The organism is Enterobacter cloacae complex sp. SHL022 (assembly GCF_049237785.1).
GTDB classification, from domain to species: domain Bacteria; phylum Pseudomonadota; class Gammaproteobacteria; order Enterobacterales; family Enterobacteriaceae; genus Enterobacter; species Enterobacter hormaechei_C.
This window is the reverse complement of the sequence record NZ_JBMKJH010000005.1, coordinates 342,203-362,835: the sequence shown is the minus strand read 5'-3', so window position 1 is coordinate 362,835 and position 20,633 is coordinate 342,203. Positions and strand designations below refer to the sequence as shown.

The 20,633-nt window shown below is 57.4% G+C and carries 18 protein-coding genes; 8 read left to right on the top strand and 10 right to left on the bottom strand.

Annotation, left to right across the window (positions count from 1 at the left end):
• Nucleotides 1-2: 2 nt before the first annotated feature.
• From ACOTZD_RS13170 to ppsA, 3 genes are all read right to left on the bottom strand, one after another.
• On the bottom strand, nt 3-2,378 hold the full coding sequence (locus tag ACOTZD_RS13170; RefSeq protein WP_174402038.1) for a glycoside hydrolase family 3 N-terminal domain-containing protein: 2,376 nt from the start codon (nt 2,376-2,378) through the stop codon (nt 3-5).
• A gap of 3 nt (nt 2,379-2,381) precedes the next feature.
• Nucleotides 2,382-3,782 carry an MFS transporter gene (locus tag ACOTZD_RS13165; protein WP_045346434.1) on the bottom strand — a complete coding sequence of 467 codons (1,401 nt, stop codon included), beginning with the start codon at nt 3,780-3,782 and terminating at the stop codon, nt 2,382-2,384.
• A gap of 234 nt (nt 3,783-4,016) precedes the next feature.
• Complete coding sequence (gene ppsA / locus ACOTZD_RS13160) at nt 4,017-6,395, bottom strand: phosphoenolpyruvate synthase (protein WP_023296353.1); 2,379 nt, start codon at nt 6,393-6,395, stop codon at nt 4,017-4,019.
• 335 nt (nt 6,396-6,730) lie between these two features.
• Here ppsA and ppsR point away from each other — a divergent pair, with 335 nt between their 5' ends.
• From ppsR to ACOTZD_RS13120, 8 genes are all read left to right on the top strand, one after another.
• The gene (gene ppsR / locus ACOTZD_RS13155; protein WP_017384644.1) at nt 6,731-7,564 is read left to right on the top strand and encodes a posphoenolpyruvate synthetase regulatory kinase/phosphorylase PpsR; all 834 of its coding nucleotides are present in this window, start codon (nt 6,731-6,733) and stop codon (nt 7,562-7,564) included.
• Nucleotides 7,565-7,714: 150 nt separating this feature from the next.
• A complete protein-coding gene (gene aroH / locus ACOTZD_RS13150) occupies nt 7,715-8,761 on the top strand; it encodes a 3-deoxy-7-phosphoheptulonate synthase AroH (RefSeq protein WP_174402039.1) in 1,047 nt (348 codons plus the stop codon).
• A 209-nt stretch (nt 8,762-8,970) separates the two neighbouring features.
• Entirely contained in the window at nt 8,971-9,159 is a 189-nt protein-coding gene (hemP, locus tag ACOTZD_RS13145) for a hemin uptake protein HemP (protein ID WP_015570723.1), read from the top strand.
• A gap of 76 nt (nt 9,160-9,235) precedes the next feature.
• Nucleotides 9,236-11,218 (top strand): TonB-dependent hemoglobin/transferrin/lactoferrin family receptor, encoded by a 1,983-nt coding sequence (locus ACOTZD_RS13140; RefSeq protein WP_174402040.1) that lies wholly within the window; start codon nt 9,236-9,238, stop codon nt 11,216-11,218.
• A gap of 35 nt (nt 11,219-11,253) precedes the next feature.
• Nucleotides 11,254-12,282, top strand: a complete 1,029-nt coding sequence (gene chuS / locus ACOTZD_RS13135) for a hematinate-forming heme oxygenase ChuS (protein WP_045895394.1) — start codon at nt 11,254-11,256, stop codon at nt 12,280-12,282.
• Nucleotides 12,279-13,097, top strand: a complete 819-nt coding sequence (locus tag ACOTZD_RS13130; protein WP_032609037.1) for a heme/hemin ABC transporter substrate-binding protein — start codon at nt 12,279-12,281, stop codon at nt 13,095-13,097. The genes chuS and ACOTZD_RS13130 overlap by 4 nt, the downstream gene beginning before the upstream one ends.
• Complete coding sequence (locus ACOTZD_RS13125) at nt 13,097-14,089, top strand: FecCD family ABC transporter permease (RefSeq protein WP_047054493.1); 993 nt, start codon at nt 13,097-13,099, stop codon at nt 14,087-14,089. Before ACOTZD_RS13130 ends, ACOTZD_RS13125 begins: the two co-directional genes overlap by 1 nt.
• Nucleotides 14,082-14,861, top strand: a complete 780-nt coding sequence (locus ACOTZD_RS13120) for a heme ABC transporter ATP-binding protein (RefSeq protein ID WP_022650908.1) — start codon at nt 14,082-14,084, stop codon at nt 14,859-14,861. The genes ACOTZD_RS13125 and ACOTZD_RS13120 overlap by 8 nt, the downstream gene beginning before the upstream one ends.
• Here the strand turns inward: ACOTZD_RS13120 and selO are convergent.
• The 7 genes from selO to ihfA form a co-directional block, all read right to left on the bottom strand.
• Nucleotides 14,858-16,300, bottom strand: coding sequence for a protein adenylyltransferase SelO (selO, locus tag ACOTZD_RS13115; RefSeq protein ID WP_174402041.1), 1,443 nt, complete (start codon nt 16,298-16,300; stop codon nt 14,858-14,860). The two genes, ACOTZD_RS13120 and selO, sit on opposite strands and share 4 nt — an antisense overlap.
• A gap of 61 nt (nt 16,301-16,361) precedes the next feature.
• Entirely contained in the window at nt 16,362-17,075 is a 714-nt protein-coding gene (locus tag ACOTZD_RS13110) for an EAL domain-containing protein (RefSeq protein WP_003857794.1), read from the bottom strand.
• A gap of 293 nt (nt 17,076-17,368) precedes the next feature.
• On the bottom strand, nt 17,369-17,833 hold the full coding sequence (locus tag ACOTZD_RS13105) for an NlpC/P60 family protein (RefSeq protein ID WP_015570730.1): 465 nt from the start codon (nt 17,831-17,833) through the stop codon (nt 17,369-17,371).
• 72 nt (nt 17,834-17,905) lie between these two features.
• Nucleotides 17,906-18,661, bottom strand: a complete 756-nt coding sequence (btuD, locus tag ACOTZD_RS13100; protein ID WP_421636305.1) for a vitamin B12 ABC transporter ATP-binding protein BtuD — start codon at nt 18,659-18,661, stop codon at nt 17,906-17,908.
• Nucleotides 18,661-19,212 (bottom strand): glutathione peroxidase, encoded by a 552-nt coding sequence (locus tag ACOTZD_RS13095; RefSeq protein WP_022650905.1) that lies wholly within the window; start codon nt 19,210-19,212, stop codon nt 18,661-18,663. The genes btuD and ACOTZD_RS13095 overlap by 1 nt, the downstream gene beginning before the upstream one ends.
• Before the next feature lie 33 nt (nt 19,213-19,245).
• Nucleotides 19,246-20,226 (bottom strand): vitamin B12 ABC transporter permease BtuC, encoded by a 981-nt coding sequence (btuC, locus tag ACOTZD_RS13090; RefSeq protein WP_032609032.1) that lies wholly within the window; start codon nt 20,224-20,226, stop codon nt 19,246-19,248.
• 103 nt (nt 20,227-20,329) lie between these two features.
• A complete protein-coding gene (gene ihfA, locus ACOTZD_RS13085) occupies nt 20,330-20,629 on the bottom strand; it encodes an integration host factor subunit alpha (protein ID WP_003857805.1) in 300 nt (99 codons plus the stop codon).
• Nucleotides 20,630-20,633 lie beyond the last annotated feature (4 nt).

The window sequence follows — 20,633 nt, the reverse complement described above, 5'->3', positions numbered from 1 at the left end:
TTTTACGCCAGTGTAATGTCACAGCGACTAAGCATCCGCCAATCCCCCGCCAGTACCCGCGTCTTTCCGCTTACCTGCACGTTCACCACCGCGCGAATATCCGCCGAGGACGCGCCAACCTGTAACTCAAATTCCCCTGGCTCGACAATTCGCTTTCCGTCCCGGCGGGTGAAATTAAACATCTCCACCGGCAGGGTAAAGGTCAGCGTGGCGGTTTCTCCCGGTGAAAGCGTCACGCGCTGGAACGCTTTCAGCTCCTGAAGCGGACGCACCTGCGTGGCGACCTTATCGCGTACGTACACCTGTACCACTTCGCTGCCGCTGCGCTCGCCGGTGTTGGTGATATCGACGCTTAACGCCACCTCTCCGTCGATCGGGACGCGGCTTTCAGCCAGGCGGGCCGCGCCCCAGCGAAACTGCGTCCAGCCGAGACCGTAACCGAACGGGTAAAGTGCGCCGAAATGGAACGCAAACGGCGTGCCGCCGCTTTTCAGCTTGTGGTTATAGTAGTACGGCATCGCCCCGGCGTTTTTCGGCACGCTCACTACCAGCCTGCCCTGCGGCTCCGCGCGGCCGGTTAAGACATCTGCAATCGCCCAGCCCCCTTCCTGCCCCGGCGCCCAGGCCATCATCAGCGCGGCCACCTTCTCTTCCAGCCCCTGAAGGTTATAAGGACGCCCGCCCGTCATGACGACAATCACCGGCTTACCGGTTGCTACCAGCGCCTCCAGCAGCTGTTGCTGCACGCCTGGCAGATCCAGCGAGTCGGTATCAGATCCTTCCCCCACGGTGCCGCTCTGGAACAGCCCGGCGAGGTCGCCCACGCAGGCCACCACCACGTCACTCTCTTTTGCCGCGCTCACGGCGTCGGGGATCAGATCCATACGTTGTGAAACCGGCGATTGCTGCATCGGTTTACCGCCGCTGTCGCCCGGAAATACCGGCGCCCCCGCCATCCGTTTTTCGATAATGTGACACCCTTTGGCGTAACGTATCAGCGATGCGCCAAGGTACTGTTCCAGCGCCGCGCGCGGGGTGGTCACCTGCGAGGTCTCTTCAACCATATCGCTGATGATCAGGTGAACCGGGAAGCTGTAGCCGCTCAGCAGCGCCAGCGGATCGTCAGCCGTCGGCCCCACCACCGCTACACGGGGTTTTCCGCCGAGAGGTAATATGCCGTTATTTTCCAGCAGCGTGATCGATTTTGTTGCCACCTCGCGCGCCACCTGCCGGGTCGCCTCATTCTGCAAATCGATACCGTCTTCGGCGGCGTACGGTTTTTCAAACAGCCCGAGACGGAATTTTTCACTTAGCACGCGCGCCACAATCTCATCCACTTTCGCCATTGAGATAAGCCCACGCTCTACCGCTTCTGCCAGATGACGCGCGCAGTCATCCTTCGGCAATTCCACGTCCAGCCCGGCGTTAAACGCCAGCGCCGCCGATTCCGCTGGATCGTGAGAAATTCCGTGGTGCTGGTGCAGCAGGCTGACGCCGCCGTAATCCGCCACGATAATGCCGTCGAAGCCCCACTGTTCACGCAGCACGGTAGTGAGCAGGAAATGGTCGCTGTGCCCTGGCTGATTATCAATGTCGTGATAGGCTGGCATCACCGAACCGGCGTTGGCCAGCTTCACCGCCATCTCAAACGGCAGCAGGAAGGTATCGTTTAGCTCGCTGAAACCGAGATGGACCGGCGCATGGTTGCGCGCCCCTTCGCTGAAGGAGTGGCCGACGTAGTGTTTCAGGGTCGCCAGCAGATCGCGCTTATCGCCCTGCAACCCCTTCACGTACGCCGTCGCCATCACCCCTACCAGCCACGGATCTTCCCCAAATGTCTCTTCCGTCCGTCCCCAGCGCACATCGCGCGAGACATCCAGCACCGGGGCCAGCCCCTGCTGGCAACCGACGGATCGGGCCTCTTTACCAATCTGCTCCGCCGCGCGCTGCACCAGCGCCGGGTCCCAGGTGGAACCGTAGTTCAGCGACGACGGGAACAGGGTTGCATCTTTGCACAGCAGCCCCACCAGACACTCCTCATGAAACAGCGCCGGAATGCCGAGCCGGGTTTCCTCCATCATCATGCGTTGCAGGCGGTTGGCGGCACGCACGCCGGTTTTTGCATCAACAATGTGCGTGCCGAGCGGACGGGTGATCTGCCCGACGCCGAGCTTCAGCCTTTCGTTGAGGGACGCCTGTTCGCTCACGCCAGCGAATTCATCGCTCAGATCGCTGCGCTCGCGGTGGTTGCCGTGTTCATCGAGGATCAGCCAGTACGCGTGCATCTGGGCAAATTTCTCTTCCGGCGTCATACGCGCCAGTAAATCAGCGACACGCTCGTGTACGGGACGTCCCGCGTCCTTGTAGATCGCAGTCATGGTTTACTCCTGTAGTGCGGATTGGGTTGCCGGGCTGAGCTGCCCCGCATCGTTTCGACTATCGCGTTTGCTGGCCAGCTCGCGGGCGATGCTGTCCACCAGCCGGCTGTTAAGTTTGTAGATGGCAAGGAGCGCCACCATGCAGAGGAACAGCACGCAGGGGATCAGGGTGAACAGGGCATTGATGGTTGCAAGAACATGAGGCGCCTGGTTTGCCTGACCCGGAGCGTAATCCACCATGCCAAGCACCCAACCGACCACCGCCCCACCCAGCGCCAGCCCAAACTTGATGGCAAACAGGGCGGTTGAAAAGACCAGCCCGTCCAGGCGGCGGCCGCTACGGTGTTCTTCGTAGTCCACCACATCGGAGAACATGGTCCATTGCAGCGGCGTGGTCAGGTTCTGAATAAAGCTAAACACAATATTCAGACCGAATATCAGCCACACCTGCGAAGGCGGAATGAAGAAAATCAGCGCGCCAAAAATAACGAAAGAAATAATGGTCCACTGATAGGCACGCACCCGGTCAAATTTCCCCAGCAGGCGTTCAGATAATAATGCGCCGCTTAAGGAGGCCACCATGCCGGAAACAATAAAGGCAAAAACCAGTTCCGGACGTAACAGAACATAGTTAACGTAATACATGGTCGCAGAGCCACGCGTCACGACGGCGGTTAACAGTAAAATATTAAACAGGAAAACTATTCGCCACTGGCTATTGGCGGCCAGCAGTTTTAAATCCGTCAGCATCGAACCGGAGGTGTCATTGCGCGGCGAGTAACGCTCCCGGGTCATAAAGAAGCAGCAGAAGAATAAAACAATGCCCAGCAGCCCCATCAGGCTCATGGCATAGAAATAGCCTTTTTGCACATTCCCCTGGCCTAATAATGAGACCAGCGGCAGCGCGATGACCGTTACAATCAACCCGCCGATAAACGACAGGCCAAAGCGCCAGGATTGCAGCGAGTGACGTTCGCGCGGGTCGAGCGTCAGCGCGCCGGGCATGGCACAGTAAGGGACGTTAATCGCAGAATAGATCAGACTCAGGATGGCATAGGTTACGCAGGCATAGACAATTTTCGCCGTCTGCCCGGCATCCGGTACGTAGAAGGTAATCAGGCAGCTCACGCCAAACGGAATGGCAAACCAGAGCAGCCAGGGACGAAAACGACCGTGGCGGGTCTGAGTGCGGTCCACCAGCGCGCCAATGCACGGGTCGACAAACGCATCGACCACGCGCACCACTAAAAACATGGTGCCCATAATGGCGGCAGGCAAACCGAATACGTCCGTATAGAAATAAGCGAGAAATAACGTTGCCGTTTGCCAGACCAGCGCGCTGGCCATATCGCCGAGGCCATAACCTATTTTATCTTTGGTACGTAATACAGAGGAGATTGTCATTGTTATTTGCCTTTTTATCAGGTTAAAACGTATTTCAACCAGTCGCGCATCATCCCGACGGATGTACGCGGTAAGGCTCAAGTATTAGCAACGCCCTGCCCGCTAACAATTGTCTAAATTAACAGATAAATTATGATATTTGGTTTTTTGCTTTATTTGTGATGGTGAGCATATTCGCAGGAAAATAAAAAAGGCGAGGACAGATATCCTCGCCTTTTTCAGATTATGCAGGTTTTACTTGTTCAGCTCTGCCAGGCTCAGCCAGGTCTGCACCACGGTGTCCGGGTTCAGGGAGAGGCTATCAATTCCCTCGTCCATCAGCCAGGCCGCAAAGTCTTCATGGTCAGAAGGACCCTGGCCGCAAATCCCGACATATTTACCCTGTTTCTTCGCCGCGCGGATGGCCATGGAGAGCAGCGCTTTCACCGCCTCGTTACGCTCATCGAACAGCTCAGAGACAACGCCGGAGTCGCGGTCCAGGCCGAGCGCCAGCTGCGTCATGTCATTCGAGCCAATGGAGAAGCCGTCGAAGTGCTCCAGGAACTGCTCTGCCAGCAGGGCGTTGGACGGAATTTCACACATCATGATGATCTTCAGCCCGTTCTCGCCGCGCTTCAGCCCCTGACGCGCCAGCTCATCTACCACTGCCTTCGCCTGATCCACGGTACGGACGAACGGGATCATGATTTCCACGTTGGTCAGCCCCATGTCGTTGCGCACGCGTTTTACCGCCTCGCACTCCAGCGCGAAGCAGTCGCGGAAGCTTTCCGACACGTAGCGTCCGGCGCCGCGGAAGCCCAGCATCGGGTTCTCTTCTTCCGGCTCGTAGCGTTCGCCGCCCACCAGGTTGGCGTATTCGTTGGACTTAAAGTCCGACAGACGCACGATCACGCGTTTCGGGTAGAAGGCCGCGCCGAGCGTGGCGATCCCTTCCGTCAGACGACCAACATAGAACTCTCTCGGCGAGTCGTAACCCTTCATCATCTCGCGGATTTCGTTTTGCAGTTTTGCGTCCTGGTCGTCGAACTCCAGCAGCGCACGCGGGTGCACCCCGATCATACGGTTAATGATAAATTCCAGACGCGCCAGGCCCACGCCTTCGTTCGGCAGGCAGGCGAAGTCAAACGCGCGGTCCGGGTTGCCGACGTTCATCATGATCTTCAGCGGCAGATCCGGCATGGTATCCACGCTGGAGCTTTTCACGCTGAAGTCGAGGATATCGGCATACACGTAACCGGTATCGCCTTCGGCACAGGAGACCGTCACCTTCTGGTCGTCCTTCATGCGTTCGGTCGCGTCACCGCAGCCGACTACCGCCGGGATCCCCAACTCACGGGCAATGATAGCCGCGTGACAGGTACGGCCGCCGCGGTTCGTGACGATGGCAGCCGCTTTCTTCATGATCGGTTCCCAGTCCGGGTCGGTCATGTCGGTCACCAGCACGTCGCCGGGCTGAATGCGGTTCATCTCGCTAATGTCGTGGATCACTTTCACCGGACCGGCACCGATGCGGTGGCCGATTGCGCGGCCTTCCGCGACAATTTTGCCCTGCGCGTGCAGGGTGTAGCGCTCCATGACCTGACCGCGTGAACGGACGGTTTCCGGACGCGCCTGCACGATAAACAGCTTGCCGGTGTGTCCGTCTTTGGCCCACTCGATGTCCATCGGACGGCCATAGTGTTTTTCAATCTGCACCGCCTGCTTCGCCAGCTCTTCCACTTCGGCGTCGGTCAGGGAGAAGCGATCCCGCTGCTCCTGCGGCACATCTTCAATGGTGACCTGCTTGCCATGTTCTTGCGTCGGGGCATAGATCATGCGGATTTTTTTCGAGCCCATGGTGCGGCGTACCACTGCCGGACGGTTAGCCGCCAGCGTAGGCTTGTGCACATAGAATTCGTCAGGGTTCACCGCCCCCTGCACCACCATCTCGCCCAGACCCCATGCGGAGGTGATAAACACCACCTGGTCGAAGCCGGATTCAGTGTCGATAGAGAACATCACGCCGGAAGAGCCCACGTCGGAGCGCACCATGCGCTGTACGCCTGCGGAGAGCGCGACGCCGCGGTGGTCATAGCCCTGATGGACGCGATAGGAGATGGCGCGGTCGTTGAACAGGGAAGCAAACACATGCTTCACCGCCACCAGTACCGCCTCGTAACCCTGGACGTTGAGGAAGGTTTCCTGCTGCCCGGCGAAAGAGGCATCCGGCATATCTTCTGCGGTAGCGGAAGAGCGCACGGCAAAGGAGGCCTGCGCGTCGTCAGCGGAGAGCTGGTTGTAGGCGTCATGGATGGCTTTTTCCAGTTCCGGCTGGAAAGGTGTGTCGATAATCCACTGGCGGATTTGCGCGCCGGCTTTGGCAAGCTCGGTGACATCATCAATATCCGTTTTATCCAGCAGGTCGTAAATGCGCTGGTTTACACCGCTCTGGTCTAAAAACAGGTTAAACGCATCGGCGGTTGTGGCAAACCCGTTAGGTACGGAGACACCCATACCGGACAGATTTGTAATCATTTCACCCAGGGAGGCATTTTTGCCCCCAACTCTGTCTACATCATTCATGCCGAGTTGGTTATACCAAAGCACCAGCGGTGACGAGCCATTGTTGGACATCGAAACAATCCTTTTGTGATATTTGATCGGAGTAAGAAACACCTGACTACGTATTTATACTGGCATATTTATTTCCGCTAAAAAAACGGTGAATCGTGTAAGCAATTTAAATTTTCAACTTTTCGGACAGTTTCCCGGCATTCGCTAACCCGATGATTCCTATAGATTCCGGCAAAAACCATAGAAATAAAGCCGCTATTCGGAAAATGAAATCCACTTTTCAGGAAAATCAAAAACACCATTTCATTTTAAATTCAGATAAGTTCTTTGCTGTGAAATTAACTTTTTTAATTTATGCTTTCAGGCAATTACGTACGCTATTCAGGGTGGATAAAATGGATAATGCTGTCGATCGCCACGTTTTTTATATTTCTGATGGGACGGCGATTACCGCCGAGGTGCTGGGACACGCGGTGATGTCGCAGTTTCCGGTATCGATAAACAGCATCACGCTGCCGTTCGTGGAAAATGAGAGCCGGGCCAAAGCGGTCAAGGACCAGATCGACGCTATTTACCAGCAGACCGGCGTTCGTCCGCTGGTGTTCTATTCCATTGTGATCCCTGAGATCCGCAATATCATTCTGCAAAGCGAGGGCTTCTGTCAGGACATCGTGCAGGCGCTGGTTGCCCCCTTGCAAAGCGAACTGAAGCTCGATCCGACGCCGATCGCCCACCGTACCCACGGGCTGAACCCCGGTAACCTGACCAAATACGATGCGCGTATTGCCGCTATTGACTACACCCTGGCGCACGACGACGGGATCTCGCTGCGCAATCTCGACCAGGCGCAGGTGATTTTGCTCGGCGTGTCGCGCTGCGGTAAAACTCCCACCAGCCTATACCTGGCAATGCAGTTTGGCATTCGCGCCGCCAACTACCCCTTTATTGCCGATGATATGGATAACCTGGTGCTGCCCGCCGCGCTCAAGCCGCTCCAGCATAAGCTGTTTGGGCTGACCATCAACCCGGAACGACTGGCGGCGATCCGCGAAGAACGTCGCGAGAACAGCCGCTACGCCTCGATGCGCCAGTGCCGAATGGAAGTCTCTGAAGTCGAAGCGCTGTACCGGAAAAATCAAATTCCCTGGCTGAACAGTACCAACTATTCAGTAGAAGAAATTGCCACCAAGATCCTCGATATCATGGGGCTAAATCGCCGCATGTACTAATATGCTAGTACATTAATCCAGTTTCAGTTATTATCATGCCATCCTCGGGGCGACGTGCCCCGAACTTGAAATCAGCAGGGATTGGTTTAAGGTGATGCCCATCACTTCCCGGTAGTCTGCCGATGAAGCAAAAAATTTCTGAGACATTCCATGAACAAAACCGACGAACTGCGCACCGCGCGCATTGATAGCCTGGTCACACCGGCTGAACTGGCCAGGCTGCATCCCGTTTCCGCCGTGGTGGCGGACCATGTGACGGCCTCCCGTCGCCGCATCGAAAAAATTCTCAATGGTGAAGACAAACGTCTTCTGGTGGTAATTGGCCCCTGCTCCATCCACGACCTGGACGCGGCAATGGATTATGCACAACGCCTTCAGACGCTGCGCGGCAGGTATCAGGATCGCCTGGAGATCGTGATGCGTACCTACTTTGAAAAGCCGCGTACCGTCGTGGGCTGGAAAGGATTGATTTCCGATCCGGATCTGAACGGTAGCTACCGGGTGAATCACGGTATTGCGCTGGCGCGCAAGCTGCTGTTACAGGTTAACGAGCTGGGCGTGCCGACTGCCACCGAATTTCTGGATATGGTGACCGGACAGTTTATTGCCGACCTCATAAGCTGGGGCGCGATTGGCGCGCGTACCACCGAAAGTCAGATCCACCGTGAAATGGCGTCGGCGCTCTCCTGTCCGGTGGGCTTCAAAAACGGAACGGACGGCAATACCCGAATTGCCGTAGATGCCATCCGCGCGTCACGCGCCAGCCATATGTTCCTCTCCCCGGATAAAAACGGCCAGATGACCATCTACCAGACCAGCGGCAACCCGTTCGGACATATCATTATGCGTGGCGGTAAAAAACCGAATTACCATGCAGAAGATATTGCCGCCGCTTGCGAAACGCTGGCGGAATTTGACCTGCCGGAGCATCTGGTGGTGGATTTCAGCCACGGCAATTGTCAGAAACAGCACCGCCGCCAGCTGGACGTCTGCGAGGAAGTTTGCCAGCAGATCCGCAGCGGCTCGACCGCCATTGCAGGAATTATGGCGGAGAGCTTTATCAAAGAAGGCACGCAGAAGATCGTTGCCGGACAGCAAATGGTCTACGGCCAGTCAATCACCGACCCGTGCCTGAACTGGGAAGACAGCGAACGGCTGCTGGAGATGCTGGCTTCAGCCGTGGACACGCGCTTTTAAAATCCTGCCGGGTGACGCTGCGCTTACCCGGCCTACGGTACGTGCCCTTCTCCCTCTCCCCGTGGGAGAGGGTCGGGGTGATGGCGTCAGACCGCATCTCTCCCCCAAATTTGATCCCGTCACACAATTTTCACAAAAACGCTTGCTGTGAATTTGCAGTTTATTGATAATGATTATCATTGTTACATTGATTGTTATTTATAAACATTATGTCACCGACCGATAACAGCGCGGCAACGCCAACAAAAACACACACAGCGCCGTCCCCTGCTCCCACCGATCGCCGAATCGACAGTAAAAGCCTGTTGGGTGAGGAGGGACGGGTCATTATCGAGCATGACGGCCAGCACTACCTGCTGCGCCAGACCAATGCCGGAAAACTGATCCTGACTAAATAAACCAGACAACACATTCGCCAGCCACCCAGGTGATCCCCAGGCAGCCAGCGCTTTTCAATTCTTATGGAGAGTTGCTATGCCACACCTGCAATCCGCGTCTTTACGCCCGTCTCTTCTGGCGCTGGCGATTGTCAGCACCCTGCCGGGCGTTACGTTTGCCGCTGCAGACGAGATCACCGTCACCGCCACCGGCAATGCCCGCAGCGCCTTTGAAGCCCCCATGATGGTGAGCGTGATTGACGCCACCGCGCCGGAAAACCAGACCGCCAGCTCCGCCGCCGACCTGCTGCGCAAGGTGCCCGGTCTGATGCTGGACGGCACCGGGCGCACCAACGGTCAGGACGTTAACCTCCGTGGCTATGACCGCCGTGGCGTGCTGGTGCTGGTGGATGGCGTGCGCCAGGGCACCGATACCGGACACCTGAACAGCACGTTCCTCGATCCGGCACTGATCAAACGTATCGAAGTGGTACGTGGCCCTTCCGCCTTGCTGTACGGCAGCGGCGCGCTGGGCGGCGTAATTTCGTATGACACCGTCGACGCCAGCGATCTATTGGATGCAGGTAAAAACAGCGGCTATCGCGTATTTGCTACCGGTGCAACGGGCGATCACAGCATCGGGATGGGCGCCAGCGCCTATGGCCGCACCGATACCCTGGACGGCCTGGTCTCATGGTCCAGCCGCGATCGCGGCGACATTCGCCAGAGTGACGGCGCGAGGGCGCCAAACGACGAATCCATCAACAATATGCTGGCGAAAGGCAGCTGGAAAATCGATCCGGCGCAGACGCTGAGCGGCTCTCTGCGCTACTACAATAACGACGCGCAGGAGCCGAAAAATCCGCAGACCACGGATGCCAGCAGCAGTAACCCGATGACCGATCGTTCCACCATTCAGCGCGATGCCCAGCTTGGCTACCGCATTGCGCCAGCCGGAAACAACTGGCTGAACGCCGATGCGAAAATTTACTGGTCCGAAGCGCGGATCAACGCCCAGAACATCGACGCCAGCGGTGAGTTCCGTAAGCAGACCACCAAAGGCGGCAAAGTCGAAAACCGCACCCGCCTGTTCAGCGACTCCTTCGCCTCGCACCTGCTGACCTACGGCGGGGAATACTATCGTCAGGAGCAACACCCTGGCGGCGCGACCACCGGCTTCCCGGACGCTAAAATCGACTTCAGCTCCGGCTGGTTGCAGGATGAGATTACCCTGCGCGACCTGCCGGTAACGCTTCTCGGCGGGACGCGTTACGACAACTACCGCGGCAGCAGCAGCGGTTACGATGACGTGGATGCGGATAAGTGGTCATCACGCGCCGGGTTAACCGTGAGTCCAGCCGACTGGCTGATGCTGTTCGGCTCTTACGCCCAGGCCTTCCGCGCGCCAACGATGGGCGAGATGTATAACGACTCGAAGCACTTCTCTATCGGCAGCTTCTACACCAACTACTGGGTGCCGAACCCGAACCTGCGTCCGGAAACTAACGAAACCCAGGAGTTCGGTTTTGGGCTACGTTTTGACGATCTGCTGCTCGCCAACGACGCGCTGGAGTTCAAAGCCAGCTACTTCGACACCAAAGCGAAAGATTACATCTCCACTACCGTCGATTTTGCGGCGGCCACCACCATGTCCTATAACGTACCAAATGCCAAAATCTGGGGCTGGGACATGATGGCAACCTACGCGACCAGCCTGTTCAACCTGGACGTGGCCTACAACCGCACGCGCGGGAAAGATACCGACACGGGCGAATACATCTCCAGCATCAACCCGGACACCGTCACCAGCAAGCTGGATATCCCGGTGGCGCAAAGCGGATTCTCCGTGGGCTGGATCGGCACCTTCGTCGAACGTTCAACGCACATCAGCAGCAGCTACAGCGAGCAGCCTGGCTACGCAGTGAATGATTTCTACGTCAGCTATAAAGGTCAGCAGCAGTTCAAAGGCATCACCACCACCCTCGTGCTGGGGAACGCCTTCGACAAAGCCTACTGGTCACCGCAGGGCATCCCGCAGGATGGCCGCAACGGCAAGATCTTCGTCAGTTATCAATGGTAATTCCCTTCGGGGCAACGATTCAGAAGGATAAGATTATGGGTCACTACACACGCTGGCTTGAGCTTAAAGAAGAACATCCGGGTAAGTACGCCCGTGATATCGCCGGATTAATGCACATCAGCGAAGCAGAGCTGGCATTTGCGCGTGTTGGACACGACGCCTGGCGGCTGCGCGGTGAAATCCGTGAGATTCTGGCGGCGCTGGAGTCGGTGGGGGAAACCAAATGCATCTGCCGTAACGAATACGCCGTTCATGAACAGATCGGAGCGTTTACTAACCAGCACCTCGGCGGCCACGCCGGGCTGGTGCTAAATCCGCGTGCGCTGGATCTGCGTTTGTTCCTCAACCAGTGGGCGAGCGCGTTTCACATAAGTGAAACGACCTCCCGCGGCGAACGTCAGAGCATTCAGTTCTTCGATCATCAGGGCGACGCTTTACTTAAGGTCTACACCACGGATCACACCGACGTTGCCGCCTGGGGCGACGTGCTGACCCGTTTTATCATTGCCGATAACCCCGCTCTGGCGCTAAAGGCTGTCGAGGCCCCTGCGCATTCCGACGGTGCTGATGCAGGCTCGGTGGAGAAAGAGTGGCGCGCCATGACCGACGTGCATCAGTTCTTTAGCTTACTGAAGCGCCATAACCTGAGCCGCCAGCAGGCGTTTCGTCTGGTGAGTGACGATCTGGCCTGTAAGGTCGATAACAGCGCGCTGGCACAGCTGCTGGAGACGGCGCGACAGGACAGAAACGAAATCATGATCTTCGTCGGCAACCGCGGCTGCGTGCAGATTTTCACCGGTGTGGTGGAAAAACTGACGCCCATGAAAGGCTGGCTGAACATCTTCAACCCAACCTTTACCCTGCATCTGCTGGAGGAGACTATCGCCGAGACGTGGGTAACGCGTAAACCTACGGCGGACGGACACGTTACCAGCCTGGAGCTGTTTGCTGCGGATGGCACTCAGATCGCCCAGCTCTATGGGCAGCGTACCGAAGGCGAGCCTGAGCAGAGCCAGTGGCGTCGCCAGATTGACGCCCTGACGCCAGAAGGGCTGGCGGCATGAAAAACTGGTTTGCCCTGCTCTGTGCCCTGCCGCTGGTTGCCGTCGCCGCGCCGGAGAGAATTGTCGCCCTCGGCGGCGACGTGACGGAGATCGTCTACGCCCTCGGCGCGGAGTCTTCTCTGGTTGCGCGCGACAGTACCAGCCAGTGGCCGCAGGCGACAAACGCGCTGCCTGACGTGGGGTATCTTCGCCAGCTGAATGCGGAGGGGATTTTGTCCGTACGCCCGACGCTGGTGCTGGCAAGCGACCAGGCGCAGCCCTCTCTGGCGCTGAAGCAGGTTGAACAGAGCCACGTCCGGGTGGTTACCGTTCCCGGCACGCCTGACCTGCGCGCGATTGACGAAAAAGTGAGGGTGATAGCTCAGGCGACGCATCATGAGGCGCAAGGGGAAACCCTGCGCAGCTCGCTGCGTCAGGCGCTGGCGGCACTGCCCTCAATGCCGCTCAACAAGCGGGTGCTGTTTATCCTCAGCCACGGCGGAATGACCGCAATGGCGGCCGGGCAACAGACCGGCGCGGATGCGGCAATACGCGCCGCCGGGTTGCAGAACGCCATGCAGGGCTTTACCCGCTATCAGCCGCTTTCCCAGGAGGGGGTGATGGCCAGCCAGCCGGATCTGGTGGTGATTTCGCAGGAGGGCCTTAACGCGCTGGGCGGCGAAGAAAATCTGTGGAAACTGCCCGGTCTGGCGCAAACGCCAGCGGGACGAAGCAAGCAGGTGCTGGCTATTGATGACATGGCCCTGCTGGGCTTCAGCGTCCGCACGCCGAAAGCCATACAACAGCTGCGTGCCAGAGCGGAGCAACTGCCCTGATGTCCCGGCGCATCACGTTATCGTTATGGCTTCTGGCGGGGTCGCTTACCGTCATGACGATCATGGCTACCGGTTTTGGGGCGTTACGCCTGCCGGTGAACGTGCTGTGGAGCGGCAGCGATGAGACGCTACGCCATATCTGGCTCACCATCCGTCTGCCCCGCGTGCTGCTGGCGCTGGTGATTGGCGGGTCGCTGGCGCTCGCCGGCTGCGTCATGCAGGGGCTGTTCCGCAATCCGCTTGCCGACCCGGGCCTGCTCGGGATCAGCAGCGGTGCGGCGCTGGCCGTCGCCCTGTGGGTTGTGCTCCCGCTCGCGCTGCCCGCGCTGGTGATGCTTTACGCCCCTATGCTGGCGGCATTTCTTGGGGCGCTGGCAGCCACAGGCGTGATCTTCCTGCTCAGCAAGCAGCATGACACCTCTCTGTCACGTCTGTTGCTGGTGGGTATCGCCATCAATGCCCTGTGCGGTGCGGCAGTGGGTGTGCTTTCGTGGGTCAGCAATGACGCCCAGCTGCGTCAGCTTTCACTCTGGGGAATGGGAAGTCTTGGTCAGGCACAGTGGTCCACGCTGCTCGCCGTGACCTCGCTGATGGTGCCTGCCGCTCTGGCGATCTGGCGCTGTGCCAGTACGTTAAATTTACTGCAACTGGGTGAAGAGGAAGCGCATTACCTTGGCGTGGACGTTGCTCTTGTACAGCGAATATTACTGTTATGCAGCGCCCTGCTGGTCGCTGCGGCTGTCGCCGTCAGCGGCGTGATTGGCTTTGTCGGACTCGTGGTGCCGCACCTGATGCGCATGTGGTTGGGCGCCGATCACCGGGCAACCCTCCCCGGCACGGTACTCGCGGGCGCTTTACTGCTGCTGGTGGCGGATACGGTCGCGCGCACCCTGGTCGCCCCGGCAGAAATGCCGGTCGGCCTGCTCACCAGTATCCTTGGCGCTCCCTGGTTCTTATGGCTCATTTTTCGTCGTGGAGAACAGCATGGCTGAACGTTATACGGCTGAAAATCTGACTTTTACCCGGTCTGGCCGCACGCTGACAGATAACGTTTCGCTGTCACTGTCGCAGGGAGAGCTGGTTACATTGATCGGCCCCAACGGCGCGGGGAAATCCACGCTGCTGCGGCTGCTGACCGGCTATCTGAAACCCGACAGCGGAGGCTGTTCGCTGGCGGGAAAAGCGCTGGATGAATGGCATCCGCAGACGCTGTCGCGCTATCGGGCGGTGATGCGCCAGCAATCTCAGCCTGGATTTGACTGGCAGGTGGAGGAGATCGTTGGAATGGGGCGTGCGCCCTGGACGCGTCACCCGGAACCGTCAATTGTGCGTGAGGTGTTGCAGCTGACCGGTTGCCTGCCGCTGGCCGGCAGGCGCTATCATGCCCTCTCGGGGGGCGAGCAACAGCGCGTCCAGCTCGCCCGCGCGCTGGCGCAGCTGTGGCGTGACGGAACGCCACGCGGCTGGCTGTTTCTCGACGAACCCACTTCCGCGCTGGATCTCTACCACCAGCAGCATCTGCTGCGCCTGTTGAAATCGCTGACCCGTCAGGGTCATCTTCACGCCTGCGTGGTGCTGCACGATCTCAATCTTGCCGCATTATGGTCGGACCGGATCCTACTGTTACACAACGGCAGGATTGTTTCTCAGGGCATACCGGAGACGGTTTTGCAGGCCGACGCGCTGGCACGCTGGTACGGTGCGCAGGTGCACGTCGGCAGACATCCGGCGCACGCCGCGCCGCAGGTTTTTCTCGCCCCTTAGCTTGAGCAGCTCACTTCCAGCCGCTTGCCCCAGTCCGGCGGGCGGCTGACATAGTCATCCTCCCGGTCGGCAAACGGCGTGCGCAGGGCGATATGTAGCCGATGCAACTCGGTATAGTCCCCCTGCTCTGCCTGCTCAATGGCCCGCTGCGCCAGCCAATTGCGCAATACCATCGCCGGGTTAACCGCCTTCATCCGCGCCTGGCGGGTATCGTCATCAATTTGTTCCTGCTGTAAACGCGCCCGGTAAGCGGCAAACCAGTCATCAAACGCCTGTCGATCGACGAACTCGTCGCGCAGCGGTGACGCGGCGCTCTGCTGCGCGGTCTGGCTCAGCATACGGAAGGTTCGGGTATAGTCGCTGCCTTCACGCGCCATGATGGCAAACAGCCCATTCAGCAGCGCGTTATCGCCTTTTTCCTGCGTCATCAGCCCCAGCCTGGTGCGCATTAACACACCGTATTCCCGCAGCAGGACCTCCTGATAGCTGTCCAGCGCATCGTTCAGGGCATCGACGTCGATAAACGGCGACAGGCTTTGTGCAAGCCGCTGAAGGTTCCACAGCCCCACCGCAGGCTGGTTGTCGAAACGGTAACGCCCCTGATAGTCCGAATGGTTACAGATGTAACCCGGCTGATAGTCATCAAGGAAGCCGTACGGACCGTAGTCAAACGTCAGCCCTAACAGGGACATGTTGTCGGTGTTCATCACCCCGTGGGCAAAGCCGACGGCCTGCCAGCGGGCAATCATTGCGGCGGTGCGCGCAACAATATCACGGAACCAGAGAACATAGCGGTCCGGCTCGTTTTGCAGGTGCGGCCAGTGACGACGAAGAGCGTAATCGGCAAGCTGGCGGACTTTATCCGGCTCGCGGCGATAGTAGAAGTGTTCAAAATGACCGAAACGCAGATGGCTTTCCGCCACGCGGACCAGCATCGCTCCCTGCTCCATCGTTTCGCGGGCCACCGACGTGTCGCTGGTGACAATGGACAGCGCACGTGAGGTAGGGATCCCCAGAGCGTGCATCGCCTCGGAAGCCAGACCTTCACGTATGGTTGAACGCAGCACCGCGCGGCCATCTCCCATGCGTGAGTATGGGGTTAGCCCTGCCCCTTTCAGGTGCCAGTCGAGCGTTTCGCCATTCGGCAGAACTTGTTCACCCAGCAGGATACCGCGGCCATCGCCGAGCTGTCCCGCCCAGACGCCAAACTGATGTCCGCTGTAGACCTGAGCCAGCGGCTTCATGCCCGGAAGCAGCGTTTCGCCGCCCCAGACGCCGGCGCCTTTTTCTGGCTGAAAAAGCGTCGAAGGGATGCCAAGCGAATCCGCTAATGCATCGTTATGCCAGATAAGACGCGCGTTTTGTAAAGGCGTTGGCTTAAGCGCGGTGTAAAAGCCGGGTAATTCATCGTGCCAGTGAGCAGTAAAAGACAGGGTCATAAGTCCTCCTGCTTTAAGTGTAGAGGGTTTCCCTGGACGTAAACACGGGCGAAGAAAGGGGTTATTGCTGTACGAGAGTCGTGACCCGCTCTGCCGGGACGGCAGGCCACAGGCTTCCCTGCATTGCACCAAAATTGAATGGCAGCACGCGTTGTAAGATGCCGTGATCGTCAATTCCCGAGACCATGACCGACTGACAGTGCGGCGCGATCTGCCAGAGAATAGCGCGCATAAAAGGCTCAAACGAGAGTGCCGAGACACGCTGCTGGATAAAGTTTTTATCCAGAACCACCCGCTTGAACAGACCATCATAAACCGGCTTAAGGGACGCAGCCCCTGCACCGAAGTTAGCCAGCACTAGGGGGAAATGGATCGCCATTCTTGCCAGACAGGGATCGTCTTTCCCGTTATTTAAACCTGGATAGTTCTCATTAACAGTAAACTCAAGAAACGGATATCGTTCAAGGATTGAAACAGCGTTCTCATTAGTTAATAAAAACTCAACAATTGCAGGTGTAATATTGATCCATGCAATTAACTGATGCTGAATAAAAAATAGCTTACAGGTATCGAGTAATTGTAGTTTCTCCTGAAACAGCGCTAATTCATCTTCCTGAGAAAGATGGGGGATAACCAGTTCAGTCGGGATCCGTACGTCCGCACCCACGCCAGTAAAGTTAACCAAAATCTCTAAACCTTTAAGCAAACCTGCACTATCACGCGCCGGAAGGAGTAAAAGTTCAGACTGGTAAGCATTATCTAGCGTAATAATCATCGCGCTTGTCCTGCATTAAAGATGAGAGAGAACATCCTGGAGCAATTGCAGGCACAATTCCACTGTCTTGATTTTAATAAGATTAATTTCATTCTTTCCGTATTAATTTTCAGATTTTTCCCTGAATCTTAATTAATTTTATCCTGGTTATTGAATAATAGCCAGTTTTAGATAAAACAGGCACATGCCGCCATAAATAATTGGGCAAAAAATTTAACTTTAATCAACCCGTAAGAAAAGCCTGACGTCTATTTTCACCGCCAGGCCCTCCGCACTGCATTTTTATGCAGCGGTTAAATACGTCTGGCCTGCCAGAAGTTTTTACGCCAGTAAACATTATCCAGAGAGGAGCGCATCACGCCACGGCTGGTCGAGGCATGAATGAACTGATTATCGGTGTCATAAATGCCGACATGAAGGCCGCTTTCACCGGAGCCCGTTTTAAAAAAGACCAGATCGCCGGGCAGGAGTTCGTCTTTATCAATTTCAGTGCCGATTTTCGCCTGCATACGCGTTTCTCGCGGAAGCTGGAGGTCAAATTTATCGCGGAAGGTCATCAGCACGAATCCTGAGCAATCCACCCCGCCCCGGCTCATGCCGCCGTAGCGATAAGGGGTGCCGCGCCAGTTGCTGAGCTGATCGTTCAGGCTGGCAATGACCGTAATGGAATCGGAAAGCCGTGGGTTGGGCGGAGGTGCACGATGGCTGCTGCATCCTGCAAGAAATAGCGCCGCAACAAGGAGAAACCAGAATCGCATTTCAGACGAATCCTCTGCTTTTTTTGTTCTTTCGGTAATTTAGCGTGCATCTATGCGACTGTGCAAGAAAGGTTATTCCTGCGTCGTGGAAATGAGCATCTTGTGGCCTTCAATATCCAGCCTCCGGAACGACATGTGGTAAGCGCTCGCAAGATTGGCGGCCGTCAGCACGTTGTCGCGCGTTCCGCTGGCAATCAGTTTGCCACGCGCCAGCAACCACACCCGATGCGCGTGGCGCAACGTATGGTTTAAATCATGGCTGCTCATCACAATGGCGATCCCCTTGCGACATAGCGCGCTGAGCAGGGTATCCAGCGCTGCCTGTTGGGCAACGTCCAGCCCGCTCATCGGCTCGTCCAGCAGCAGCATCCGCCCGTGAGGATTTCCCGCCGGATGGATCTGAAGGATAACGGCGGCCAGACGCACGCGCTGCCACTCGCCGCCGGAAAGCTGATTTGCCTGCCGGGTGAGCTTATCGTCTAACCCGAGCGCCGCAGCAACCTCGTTGAGCAAGCCCACCTGATTTTTATCAGACAGATGCAGCGTCAGGTAGTGCCAGACGGGCATCGCAAAGGGCGGAACCTGCTGCTGAACCAGGTAGCTTCGACGGGAGGCAAGTGTAGCGGGTAGCCAGTCGACGAGCGATTGCCCGAGAAAGGTTATCTCTCCTTCCCCGGTGGTCAGCCCCGCCATGCGAGCCAGCAGCGTGCTTTTTCCGGCGCCGTTTGGCCCAACCAGGTGAAGGATTTCACCTGCGTTGACTGCGGCAGTCACAGGCTCAAGACGTCCCTTCCCGGCAACGTTCGTGAGCTGCATCAGCAGCGTCATTATTTCGCCAGCGCCAGCTTGATTGATTCCATCACGATAGGATCTTCAGGCGTCATGTCAGGCGAAAAACGCTGCACGACCTGACCGTCACGTCCAATCAGGAATTTTTCGAAGTTCCACAGAATATCGTCCGGATAGAGCGGCGCGCGGCCTTTACTCGCCATACGTTCATAGAAACCACTCTCTTCAGGCGCAACGGCGGTCGGCGCCGCGGCCACCAGTTTGGCATACAGCGGATGACGATTTTCCCCGTTCACGTCAATTTTGCTGAACATCGGGAACGTCACGCCATAGGTTGTGCTGCAAAAGGTCTTAATTTCCTCTTCGCTGCCCGGCTCCTGGCCCAGGAACTGGTTGCACGGGAAGCCGAGTACGGTAAAGCCGTCTTTTTCCCAGGCTTTATGAATGTTTTCCAGCTGTTCATACTGCGGCGTAAGGCCACATTTCGACGCCACGTTCACGATGAGCAGCACCTTGCCCTTGTAGCCTTCCAGCGTGGTTTTCTCGCCGTCAATGGTCGTCACTTCGGTATTCAGAATATCAGACTGCATAGCATTCCCTCAGGTTGACTTACAGGTTGTGTTTTAACGTCCAGCTTTTAATAGTAGCCAGATAAAGACCGGCGCGCCCAGCGTTGCGGTCACCACGCCTATGGGCAACTCAGCGGCCGTCAGGGCGAGTCGGGCGATGATATCGGCAACCAGCAGCGTTGCCGCCCCGGCAACCGCCGAGGCCGGGAGCAGGGTTCGGTGGTCCGTCATGCCGCACAGACGCAGCATATGCGGGATCACCAGCCCAATAAAGCCAATCGCCCCCGCCAGCGCCACGCTTACGCCCACCATCCAGCCGATGGCGATAACCAGCACGTTGCGCCAGAATCCAATCGGCATCCCGAGCTGGCGAGCAGACGTTTCGCCCAGCGCGAGAATATTCAGCGGCTGCGCCTGGAAAACCATCCACAGGATAGCCGGGATCAGGAGCACCATCAGCCACCCCTGACGCCAGTCGACGCCACCAAATCCCCCCATCATCCAGTACATTAACTGGCGCAGATCGAAGGAGGTGGAGAAGTAGACGGCCCAGGTCATCAGCGCACTACAGATGATCCCCAACGCTACCCCGGCAAGCAGCAGCCGGCTGGTGGATAAATGGCGACGAGCAAAGCGCAGAAGGATAAGGGTTATCAACAGCGCGCCAAGGATGGCGCTGAGGCTAATCCCCCAGGCGGAGAGCTCGCCTCCCCCCAGCATCACGGCGGCGATAAGCCCGACGCCTGCACCATTCGAGACCCCGAGAAGCCCGGGTTCCGCCAGAGGGTTTTCAAATAATGCCTGCATGATCGTACCGCACAGCGCCAGCGCAGCGCCGACCAAAAGGACAGCCAGCGTCCGCGGCAGGCGGATCTGCCAGACAAAGAGCTGCCCTTCAGGCGTAAACCAGCTTTCCGGCCCCAGCCACCGATCGCCCGCACACAGGCTGACGGTGGTGGCGACAATCAACAGCACCCCGAGCAGACACAGGCGGCGGAGATCGGAGCGGTGCTGAAGACGGGCAAGATCAAGCATAGACGATAGGTTATCCGGTTGAGATATCATTGATTTTACGGCGGGTTTAGCAAATAGCGCAAAGAAAAAAGGCCGCGTGAGCGGCCTTTTTAGTTAGTTCATATTACTCTGCTTTGGGCGTTGCGTTTTCGACACGGCTTTTTAACTTCTGTCCGGGTCTGAAGGTCACCACGCGGCGGGCTGTAATGGGAATATCTTCCCCCGTCTTCGGGTTACGGCCCGGACGTTGGTTTTTGTCTCGCAAATCAAAATTGCCAAAACCGGAGAGTTTAACCTGCTCACCATTTTCCAGAGCACGACGGATCTCTTCGAAAAACAGCTCTACCAGCTCTTTGGCATCCCGTTTGCTAAGCCCAAGCTTATCAAACAGATATTCTGACATTTCAGCTTTTGTAAGCGCCATAGGT

Coding starts and splice junctions, on each gene's coding strand:
- aroH (WP_174402039.1), top strand. CDS start 7,715: ATGAACAAAACCGACGAACTGCGCACCGCGCGCATTGATAGCCTGGTC.
- ACOTZD_RS13105 (WP_015570730.1), bottom strand. CDS start 17,833: ATGCGATTCTGGTTTCTCCTTGTTGCGGCGCTATTTCTTGCAGGATGC.
- ACOTZD_RS13120 (WP_022650908.1), top strand. CDS start 14,082: ATGGCTGAACGTTATACGGCTGAAAATCTGACTTTTACCCGGTCTGGC.
- btuD (WP_421636305.1), bottom strand. CDS start 18,661: ATGACGCTGCTGATGCAGCTCACGAACGTTGCCGGGAAGGGACGTCTT.
- ihfA (WP_003857805.1), bottom strand. CDS start 20,629: ATGGCGCTTACAAAAGCTGAAATGTCAGAATATCTGTTTGATAAGCTT.
- ACOTZD_RS13165 (WP_045346434.1), bottom strand. CDS start 3,782: ATGACAATCTCCTCTGTATTACGTACCAAAGATAAAATAGGTTATGGC.
- ACOTZD_RS13130 (WP_032609037.1), top strand. CDS start 12,279: ATGAAAAACTGGTTTGCCCTGCTCTGTGCCCTGCCGCTGGTTGCCGTC.
- ACOTZD_RS13170 (WP_174402038.1), bottom strand. CDS start 2,378: ATGACTGCGATCTACAAGGACGCGGGACGTCCCGTACACGAGCGTGTC.
- hemP (WP_015570723.1), top strand. CDS start 8,971: ATGTCACCGACCGATAACAGCGCGGCAACGCCAACAAAAACACACACA.
- chuS (WP_045895394.1), top strand. CDS start 11,254: ATGGGTCACTACACACGCTGGCTTGAGCTTAAAGAAGAACATCCGGGT.
- ACOTZD_RS13140 (WP_174402040.1), top strand. CDS start 9,236: ATGCCACACCTGCAATCCGCGTCTTTACGCCCGTCTCTTCTGGCGCTG.
- ACOTZD_RS13095 (WP_022650905.1), bottom strand. CDS start 19,212: ATGCAGTCTGATATTCTGAATACCGAAGTGACGACCATTGACGGCGAG.
- btuC (WP_032609032.1), bottom strand. CDS start 20,226: ATGCTTGATCTTGCCCGTCTTCAGCACCGCTCCGATCTCCGCCGCCTG.
- selO (WP_174402041.1), bottom strand. CDS start 16,300: ATGACCCTGTCTTTTACTGCTCACTGGCACGATGAATTACCCGGCTTT.
- ACOTZD_RS13125 (WP_047054493.1), top strand. CDS start 13,097: ATGTCCCGGCGCATCACGTTATCGTTATGGCTTCTGGCGGGGTCGCTT.
- ppsA (WP_023296353.1), bottom strand. CDS start 6,395: ATGTCCAACAATGGCTCGTCACCGCTGGTGCTTTGGTATAACCAACTC.
- ppsR (WP_017384644.1), top strand. CDS start 6,731: ATGGATAATGCTGTCGATCGCCACGTTTTTTATATTTCTGATGGGACG.
- ACOTZD_RS13110 (WP_003857794.1), bottom strand. CDS start 17,075: ATGATTATTACGCTAGATAATGCTTACCAGTCTGAACTTTTACTCCTT.